Consider the following 8,942-nt stretch of genomic DNA (forward strand, 5'->3'; position numbering starts at 1 on the left):
AGCCCAACCCATCATCATTGTTCCTTCTCCCCTTATCCCGAACTCAGGTTAGTTAAGCGCTTCGCGCTAGGGAATGGGGAATATGAAAAAAAGGCAACAGGCAACAGGCAAGAAGCAAGAGAAAATCTCCGTGTCTCCGTGTCTCCATATCCCCCTATCTCCCTATCTCTTCATCCTTAGAAACCCCCTTCGGTCGCCATCCGGGACGCACTTTTTGGGGAGCGCGGGCGACAACTAGAGCATCATTTTGGACATCTTTGGTGACCACCGATCCGGCTCCAATGGTGACATCTTCACCGATGGTAATGGGAGCGACTAGGACACTATTAGAACCGGTTTTCGTGCGATCGCCAATTACCGTTTTATGCTTTTGATAGCCATCATAATTGGCCGTAATCGTGCCGGCACCCACATTCACCTGTTGACCGAGTTGGGCATCTCCAATATAGGACAAATGGGCTATATTCGTGCGATCGCCCACTTGGGACTTCTTAATCTCCACAAAATTACCCACCCGACAACCGGCTCCAATCTCGGCCTGCCCTCTCAAATGAGCATAGGGGCCAATTCTCGTACTAGATTTTACGCAGCTCTCACTAATCACCGAATAGAGAATCGTCACCTGTTCCCCAATCTCACTATTCTCAATCAAACTCCCTGGCCCAATCCGACAACCCGACCCAATCACCGTGTTTCCACGAAGGTGAGTTTGCGGTTCAATTACCACATCCGAACCAATCTGTACCGTATCATCAATCGTAATACTATCGGGATCGATCAACGTTACCCCCGCCTTCATCCACTCCTCCTTAATCCGGTCTTGCAGAATCTGATGGGCTGTTGCCAACTGTTTACGGTCATTAATCCCTAAAATCTCCTGATAATCCTCCACATCTAAGGTCATCACCCGGTCTAAATAATTGACTGCATCGGTTAAATAATACTCTTGCTGGTCATTCTCTGACTTTAACTGAGGTAAAACCTGGGCCAGTTGCGGCCAATTAAAGCAATAGACTCCCGCATTAATCCGCCGATTTTGCCGTTGAGCCGTCGTACAATCCCGGTCTTCGACAATTTGTTGCAGCAGATTATCGCTATCCGAAAAGACTCGCCCATATCCTTTGGGATGGGGATGCTGGGCGGTTAAAATCGTCGCGCCATTGCCTTCGCTCTTATGGGTTGCCAGTAAATGACTAATCGTTTCTGGTCGTAATAAGGGCACATCCCCATTAAGCACCAGTAAATCCCCGGTAAATCCTTCTAAATAGGGTAGAACCTGCTGAACTGCATGACCGGTTCCCAACTGTTGACTTTGGGTGACAAACTCCAATCCCGGTACATCCGTAAGAGAGTCCTGAACCAGATCCCCCCGATATCCCACAATCACAAACTGACGCACGGGAGAAATGAGGTGACAACTCTCAAGTACTCGTTGAACTAAAGACCGTCCTCCTAGGGGATGTAAGACTTTGGGTAACTCCGATTTCATTCGAGTTCCCCGTCCTGCCGCTAAGATTGCTACTGCTACCATGACTAATCAACCAGACTACCGACAGGAGTATATCGCGCTTTATCACCAAAATTTGACTCTTGGAGGGAAATCTCGATCGCCATCCATTTTAGGCCGATGGTAGACAATCCGCCTCTATCCTAGTTTTAACAAGAGATTGAGCAATTTTTCCTTCGGGTTTTGGCGATCGCTAATTGTCAAGTTGTTTAAAGTTTCTCATCCTTTTGTTTCTTTGAGTTGAACCCCTGCGCTAAACTAAGCTTTGATCCGGTATAACACTGGACTAACTTAAACGGGTCAAACCATAGAGCGGCTAAAGCATTCCGTTCTCAACTACTTGGTTGGCATTCTAGAACCATCTAGAACTGACTGGGCTGTCTACACCTTATCCTTTGTTGATAAGTGTGAGAGCATATCACTATCAAACTGTTGTTGGGAGTTATTATTCAATGTCTCATTCAGTAAAAATCTACGATACCTGCATTGGTTGTACCCAGTGTGTACGTGCTTGTCCCTTAGATGTGCTAGAAATGGTTCCTTGGGATGGATGCAAAGCCGGACAGATCGCTTCTTCCCCTCGCACAGAAGACTGTGTGGGCTGTAAGCGCTGTGAAACCGCTTGTCCTACTGACTTTTTAAGTATCCGGGTTTACTTAGGCGCGGAAACTACCCGCAGCATGGGTCTAGCTTACTAAAAGCGGATTCATTAATGCCTTGCCCTTGGGTTTCTCCTGAATCTTAAGGCCAAGTTTCAAGGGGGAGTCTAACAACTCCCCCTTTTTGGTAAACAGAAGCATACTATGCGTTGCCAAGCTATTCTATCTTCTGCACAGGTGATTTATAGAACGGGGTGTTCAATCTTTGCTTGATATGTTGCAATCGGCAGAAATCGTGAGAGAATATATTTCTAGGCGATCGCGGGAAGATTTAGTGACTGATTTACAATTGTAAGATGCGATAATTCGGAGACTTTCAATTATTGGTGAAGCGGCAAAACGGGTTTCTGAACCCACTCGCGATCGCTGGACTACAATTCCTTGGTCAGTGATACTATCCGGATTTGGTATGAGATATGGATTATTTTCCCAACAAGTATTGATATCAAGTCCAGGTAATCAATGAAAATGTACCGCAAACACCTAGTGAAGCTTTCTGGGTGGCGATCGCAAGTCCTGCGGTCAATTTAATCCTCTTTGGTCTGTTGATGGTCATAGCATGGTTGATTATCATAGCTATGCCTACTCCCCTGAGTCTTCGTTTAACCTTGATTTTGGCATTTCTAGCCTACATTAATCAGAAATTAGTGGATATTCAGATGAAAATATACTCAAGGCTACGTTTCCCCCAATGCGATGCAATCTTAAAATCAGAGGTATCTTAATGAACGGCAATATTCGTGTGGGCAGTCTTTTTGGTATTCCCTTCTATATTCATCCATCCTGGTTTCTGATTGTCGGTTTAGTGACGTTCAACTATGCAGCTACCCTAAGTTATGCGTTTCCCCAACTGGGTGTAGCTTTACCTTGGATTTTAGGCTTAGGAGTTGCTTTTCTGCTCTTTTCTTCCGTTTTAGCCCACGAACTCGGTCATAGTCTGGTGGCGATGCGTCAGGGGATGGGAGTTAAATCTATTACGTTATTTCTGTTTGGGGGACTAGCGACTTTTGAGAAAGAAGCAAAAACTCCTAGTGCAGCCTTTTGGGTGGCGATCGCCGGTCCTGGAGTAAATTTAATCCTCTTTGGTCTGTTTACTGTAATTGTACTATTGACTGCCATAGCCAGTATCGCCGTTCCCTTGAGTGCCCCCTTAGCTCTCATTTTTGGCTTTCTAGCCTACATTAACCTGGTTTTAGGCCTTTTTAACCTAATTCCCGGTTTGCCCCTGGATGGAGGCCATATCCTCAAGGCGGTGGTGTGGAAAATTACGGGTAAACCGAAGCGCGGTGCAGTGTTTGCCAGTCGTATGGGACAGATCATTGGTGGTTTCGGTGTGGCGATCGGTATGCTCTCCCTGCTGAATGTTCCACTGGTTGTGTTTGGTATTCCCATTTCCGGTAGTATCTGGACGCTCATCATGGGTTGGTTGATGTTGCAAAATGCAAGTCGCTCGACTCTATCTCCCAATGAAACTGCCCAAGAATTACTAGATTATCAGAAGAAAATCTACTCTCAGCACCATGAATTTGTGCGGGTTGATGCTGGAGATTTTTCCCATCTCGATTTGAAGTTTTATAAGCAGACACAAAGGCAATTAGAACGCTTAGGTTTTGAGAAACTGGCAGATATGGAAGATCTGACGATCTCTAAAGCCAACCGAAGCCAACCCCATGTTTTGATTCGGGTGATGCTCAGTCGCGATCGCCGTACGGTAGCTGGAATTTTTCATTTTCCTTTACCCTTATTAGTCAAAGCCCTTCAGGCGATCGGTTTAGCGCCCAAAGGCGGTAAAACTGTAGACTTAGAATCTGAATTTGAAGATGGAACATTTCTGACTACGTCTAATACTAAAGGTTTTGACAATAGCTCGCCATTTCCCAAAATCGAGCGCCAGCAACTTCCGGGAACAGCGTCGATTTCTGAATTGGTTAGAGCGCACCGCATTCGCGTCAGAGATCTCAATCCTCATACTCCCGCATTAATCATACGCAACTTTGACCAGGCGATCGCCATGCAACATCGCTTAGAATCCCTTAAAAATAGTCACAAAGAAGCTCAAGGTTACCTCACTCGCGAAGACATTCAACGCCAAGCTAAAAAAGGTCAAGAAGCAGCAGCAGAAGCTCTTGGCAATGCTCTTGAAGACCTGAAGACTAGACAATCACAAGAATAATAAACCCAACAATCGTGTCTGATTCCAACCCTTCCGATAGTAACTTCCACAACGCGGTTAGCTGTGCGGGAATTTATCAAGAACACCCATAATCTCTGATTTATCTTGTTGATACTAATGATATCTTCAAATCAAAGGGTTGGCAACCATGAATGTCCTGTCAGATGAGCATCAACTGTAGCCAATGTTAATCCATACTGAAGAGCTGTCGCAGCAATAAATCGATCGGCTGGATCTTGATGACGGACTGCAATCTTGCGACTGAGAATAGCAATGGCATAATTGAGTTTTGCCTCATGAGTGGGTAGGGACTGTAAAGCGAAATCCACCCATGTATTAGCATCAGGTTGTAAAGAAATTCGTCCTTTTTCTGATAAAACAAGCGTTTCCCAAATACTAATCGGACTCAGCCAGAGTTGAGTTTTGGGATCGGCAATTACCGTTTGCATGTGTATGGGTAATCGTTGATCGCCGAGTAAGTACCAAATCCAAATATGGGTATCGAGCAAAATTTTCATGCCAAAACATCCCAAGCTTCAGCAACTGGCTCAATGATATCTCCTAAAATTTCACCCGTACCTTTGATTACGCCAAAGCTCGGACGTTCAATTGGGTTAGTGGCAGGATAAACAATGGCTAAGGGTTTTCCTTCATGAAGAATCGTGAGCGGAATTTTTGTCTGTTCAACTTCTATCAGTAGATTTTGTAAGGTTTCTGGTAATTCTGTTGTAGTAATTTCTGTCATTTTCTTACCCGATAGATTTGATCTAGTTTAGCATTAACTACAATGACGTTAGTCGATTGTCGTCTTATCACGGTTTCCCAAAACCAACCAAATTGAACTCTCTTTCAAATTTTCTTACGGCATCCAGAACTTTTTTTGCCCAGTTATTATCTAGGGGAGATATGATAACCACCTTGAAATCATACTGTGCTGCTTCTAATTGAACTCCTTCAGAATCATCGACATGAAGATCTATGCCAAATGCTTTGGGATTTTTGCTGGGATAAGGATAAATTTTATATTTCTGGAAATACAGATCGTGAACTTTTTGATTAATCACTTCTTTTATATGAATGCCATAAAAACAGAAGAATAAACGTATATAAATAAGAGAACGATATGAAGTTGTGTAAACACATATTTCATGTCTCTCTTTTTTGAGTTGTCTGATGAGATTGCAAGTCCCAAATCGCAAAGGTTCATTAAACCATAATCTCAATAAGAGTGGAACTGCATTAGGCTCATATCTTGAATGTAATTGCCAACAAATGAGCGTGTCATCTAAATCAAATGATATTTTCATTCGGCTGGATCTTGATTGGGTAGTGAAATTTTGCGACTTAGAATAGCAATAGAATAGGTCTTATCCGATAGACTTCACTCTAAGTGTAGCATCGACTGAGATCGCTCTTTCCGATGACAATAGTCTGCGCTATCATTAGAAGAAGTCAAAGTCGGTAGTTAAGAATCATGACTATAGTCTTAAAACCAGAAACCCATCGCGCTATCCTCGAAAAACTCAAAAGCGATCGCTACTCAACTGCTGATGAAGTCGTTCAAGCTGCTTTGCAACTTCTAGAAGAGCGCGATAATGCTCCGCATCGCTGGCGCGATCGCCTTTTAAGCCAACCTCCAACTCCTACTAGTATTGAAGCGTTTAATTCAAGGGTTAAACAGCTTACCGATACCTTTGCAGCTTGTGTCAAACCCGATGTACCTCTACTATCAGATGAGGCCGTTAGCCGTGCAGGAATTTATCTAGAATACCCTGCTGCAACCAGTTGATCCTCAGCATTGGTTATCTTAATCTAATTTTAATTGGCGTTTTAATTCATCTTGATTGAGGGTTAGTCCAAAAGTTTTGACAACTGGTATTCTGAATGTCTTTCCACAACTAGGACAGCATTCAAATGAATTTAGCAAAGATTTTACTCTACCTACTCCATTTTTATACCCATACCACTGTGATTCTGCAACTAATGTATCCCATATGTAATTGCATTCAAAGCATATTGTTTTAGAGTTGTTTCGAGTGACTACAGAGTATCTAAAATCTTCATCACCAAATGTATTTTTGTCAACTTTTTTATCCACAAGATCTAGATCTTCTCCATTACACCAATATAAATAGTACAGATGTTTACCATCGGACTCTTGAGGAGATGTCCGACGAGGTGGCCAATACAGTAAAATGGCTCGAATATCCAAACCCTCCCTAAGTCGATCGAGCATTAAAGGACTAAAGTATAAGAAATTATGTCGTGTTACTTGATTGCGAAATTGAAGTAGTTCACCCTGTTGATCGAGTTCGTTCAGTCGATCGACTTCATTTTTCTGAAAATAAGTCATAAATAGTTGTTCTGGGTTTATTATTTTGGGCATAATTCTAATTCTTTTCAATCCATTCTATCACTTTTTTAACTAACTCTGGATCTTCAGAATCGAACCATTGGATCTGAGGATTGGATCGAAACCAAGTGCGCTGACGTTTGGCAAATTGGCGGGTATGAACAATGGTTAATTCTTGAGCAGTTTCTAAATCAATTTCTCCGGCTAAATATTGCTTGATTTCCCGATAGCCTAATGTCTCGAGTAAGGGTAAGTCTGAGCCATACTTGTCACAGAGTTTTTGCACTTCTTCAACTAAGCCATGCTCGATCATTTTGGCGGTGCGTTGGGCAATTCGATCGCGCAAATGTTCTCCTTCAAAGCAGTCTAAACCAATTTGCACGATGGGATAGCTGGGTGGGTTTTCTCCTTGTTGAGCGGAAATGGGAATGCCGGTGACATAAAAAACTTCTAGGGCGCGCAGGGTACGCACCTCATCGTTAGGATGGATTTTTTGGGTGGCTTGGGGATCGACTTGTTGCAGCATGGCGTAACATTGAGGTTGGGAAAGTGCTTGAAGTTGCGATCGCAATTCTGGCTGAGGTGCAACCCTAGGAATCTTCATTCCAGCGATAATGGAGCGAATATATAACCCCGTTCCACCAACTAATAGGGGAATTTTACCTTGCTGCTGAAACTGCTCAATGAGGCTTTGTGCTTGCTCTTGATACTCCGCAACTGTAAACACCTCTTGTGGATTGCAGATATTAATTAGATAATGGGGAACCTGCTGAAGTTCGCCAGCAGATGGTTTGGCTGTACCAATATCAAACTCGCGGTAAATTTGGCGCGAGTCCGCCCCCAGAATGACCGTCTGTAAATGCTTCGCTAAGGCGATCGCCAATTTCGATTTTCCCGTAGCCGTCGGCCCGCAAATCGCAATCAGTCCTGGTTTCACTAGGTGCATCCCCCTCATAAAGTTCTTATTAAACTGCCTTAGTGCAGTCTATAACCCTTTTGTGCTATAATTTTGGAGTATTTTGTCGTTTACTAGCTTATCGGGTCGTTGATAGCCCGTACACCAGGAGATAACTTCACATGACCAGTAGTTATAGCGCCGAACAGATTCAAGTTCTCGAAGGATTGGAACCCGTTCGGAAACGACCCGGAATGTATATCGGTTCCACCGGCCCTAGAGGACTCCATCATCTAGTGTACGAGGTTGTGGACAATGCTATCGATGAGGCTCTAGCCGGATATTGTACCCATATTGAAGTTGACCTCAATGCCGATGGTTCTGTATCGGTTGCCGATGATGGGCGAGGAATTCCCACCGATATCCATCCTCGCACAGGAAAGTCCGCTTTGGAAACCGTAATGACGGTATTGCACGCAGGTGGTAAGTTTGGCGGCGGCGGATATAAGGTGTCTGGAGGGTTACATGGGGTTGGGGTTTCCGTCGTCAACGCTCTTTCCGAATGGGTAGAGGTGACCGTTTATCGGGAAAAAGTCCGTCATACCCAACGCTACGAACGGGGGGTTCCGGTAACAGAATTAGTCCCCACTAAACAGACGGAAGCGCGTAGCGGAACATCGGTTCAGTTTCGCCCGGATGAGCAGATTTTTACTACAGGGATTGAGTTTGAATACGATACGGTATCCCGTCGGTTGCGGGAGTTGGCGTATCTGAATGCGGGGGTAAAAATTACGTTTTCTGACCATCGCTTGGACGAGCCAAAGGTGGAGAGCTACAAGTATGATGGGGGCATTCAAGAATATGTGGCGTATATTAATCGGGAAAAAAATCCTCTGCACGAAGAAATCATTTATATGAATGCCGAGAAGAATGATGTGCAGGTGGAGGTAGCGCTTCAGTGGTGTACGGATGCGTATTCGGATAATTTGTTGGGATTTGCCAATAATATTCGTACCATTGATGGGGGAACCCATTTGGAAGGGTTGAAGACGGTGCTGACGCGGACGATGAATGCGATCGCTCGCAAACGGAATAAGTTGAAGGATAATAATGCTAATCTGGCGGGGGAAAATATCCGGGAAGGCTTAACGGGTGTGATTTCAGTTAAGGTTCCCGATCCAGAATTTGAAGGACAGACGAAAACCAAGCTGGGAAATACGGAAGTACGCGGAATTGTGGATTCCCTGGTGGGAGAATATTTGAATGAGTTTCTGGAGTTTCGCCCAGCAGTGGGGGATGCAATTCTAGAAAAGGCGATTCAGGCATTTAATGCGGCAGAAGCGGCTCGTCGAGCG

General features: G+C 44.2%; 9 protein-coding genes and 1 pseudogene. 4 read left to right on the forward strand and 6 right to left on the reverse strand.

Translation table 11 applies throughout. From position 1 onward, the window contains the following. Positions 1-154: 154 nt before the first annotated feature. Complete coding sequence (glmU, locus tag AC3A14_RS23035; protein ID WP_487779184.1) at positions 155-1,531, reverse strand: bifunctional UDP-N-acetylglucosamine diphosphorylase/glucosamine-1-phosphate N-acetyltransferase GlmU; 1,377 nt, start codon at positions 1,529-1,531, stop codon at positions 155-157. 428 nt (positions 1,532-1,959) lie between these two features. Here glmU and psaC point away from each other — a divergent pair, with 428 nt between their 5' ends. Further along, complete coding sequence (psaC, locus tag AC3A14_RS23040; protein ID WP_012307203.1) at positions 1,960-2,205, forward strand: photosystem I iron-sulfur center protein PsaC; 246 nt, start codon at positions 1,960-1,962, stop codon at positions 2,203-2,205. Between the two features lie 685 nt (positions 2,206-2,890). Then, a pseudogene (locus tag AC3A14_RS23045) lies at positions 2,891-3,619 on the forward strand (site-2 protease family protein); the annotation flags it as partial. 851 nt (positions 3,620-4,470) lie between these two features. Here AC3A14_RS23045 and AC3A14_RS23050 read toward each other — a convergent pair. The 3 genes from AC3A14_RS23050 to AC3A14_RS23060 form a co-directional block, all read right to left on the reverse strand. Then, positions 4,471-4,857, reverse strand: a complete 387-nt coding sequence (locus AC3A14_RS23050; protein WP_318700389.1) for a type II toxin-antitoxin system VapC family toxin — start codon at positions 4,855-4,857, stop codon at positions 4,471-4,473. Beyond that, on the reverse strand, positions 4,854-5,084 hold the full coding sequence (locus AC3A14_RS23055; RefSeq protein WP_318700388.1) for a hypothetical protein: 231 nt from the start codon (positions 5,082-5,084) through the stop codon (positions 4,854-4,856). Before AC3A14_RS23055 ends, AC3A14_RS23050 begins: the two co-directional genes overlap by 4 nt. Before the next feature lie 67 nt (positions 5,085-5,151). Next, positions 5,152-5,646: a hypothetical protein gene (locus tag AC3A14_RS23060; protein WP_318700387.1), complete on the reverse strand. Its 495-nt coding sequence runs from the start codon at positions 5,644-5,646 to the stop codon at positions 5,152-5,154. Positions 5,647-5,813: 167 nt separating this feature from the next. Here AC3A14_RS23060 and AC3A14_RS23065 point away from each other — a divergent pair, with 167 nt between their 5' ends. Continuing rightward, entirely contained in the window at positions 5,814-6,128 is a 315-nt protein-coding gene (locus tag AC3A14_RS23065; protein WP_318700386.1) for a ribbon-helix-helix domain-containing protein, read from the forward strand. An 18-nt stretch (positions 6,129-6,146) separates the two neighbouring features. On the opposite strand, the gene AC3A14_RS23070 is transcribed toward AC3A14_RS23065, so the two are convergent. After that, positions 6,147-6,692, reverse strand: coding sequence for a hypothetical protein (locus AC3A14_RS23070; protein ID WP_318733240.1), 546 nt, complete (start codon positions 6,690-6,692; stop codon positions 6,147-6,149). A 37-nt stretch (positions 6,693-6,729) separates the two neighbouring features. Then, on the reverse strand, positions 6,730-7,638 hold the full coding sequence (miaA, locus tag AC3A14_RS23075; protein WP_318700384.1) for a tRNA (adenosine(37)-N6)-dimethylallyltransferase MiaA: 909 nt from the start codon (positions 7,636-7,638) through the stop codon (positions 6,730-6,732). 131 nt (positions 7,639-7,769) lie between these two features. Between miaA and AC3A14_RS23080 the strand changes: the two genes are divergently transcribed. Next, positions 7,770-8,942, forward strand: a 1,173-nt coding sequence (locus AC3A14_RS23080; RefSeq protein ID WP_487779185.1) for an ATP-binding protein, incomplete at its 3' end; no start/stop codon positions are given.

It is taken from the genome of Roseofilum sp. (assembly GCF_982964205.1).